The sequence below is a fragment of the Flavobacterium silvaticum genome (assembly GCF_012911565.1).
GTDB classification, from domain to species: domain Bacteria; phylum Bacteroidota; class Bacteroidia; order Flavobacteriales; family Flavobacteriaceae; genus Flavobacterium; species Flavobacterium silvaticum.
This window is the reverse complement of sequence record NZ_JAAMPU010000045.1, coordinates 1-334: the sequence shown is the minus strand read 5'-3', so window position 1 is coordinate 334 and position 334 is coordinate 1. Positions and strand designations below refer to the sequence as shown.

Genomic DNA, 334 nt, shown 5'->3' with positions numbered 1-334 from the left:
GACTCCAGCTTCCCGTAACCCCATTCGGAGAGGTCGTATTCAATGCCGGAACGGAGGAACCCGAACAGAATGGCGGAATGGCAGCGAAATCAGGGACGATGGAATTCGTGACCGTAACCGATAATGTCACCGGAGAGGCGCATTGGCCCGCATCAGGTGTGAAGACATAATTCCCGGAAGTCGTGTTGCTGACAGTGGCCGGCGACCAGCTTCCCGTGATACCGTTCGGAGAGGTCGTATTCAATGCCGGAACGGAGGAACCCGAACAGAATGGCGGAATGGCAGCGAAATCAGGGACGATGGAATTCGTGACCGTAACCGACAATGTCACCGG

General features: G+C 56.0%; 1 pseudogene. It reads right to left on the bottom strand.

The features are described from left to right. Positions 1 to 334: pseudogene (locus tag G6047_RS00160) on the bottom strand (lectin-like domain-containing protein); the annotation flags it as partial.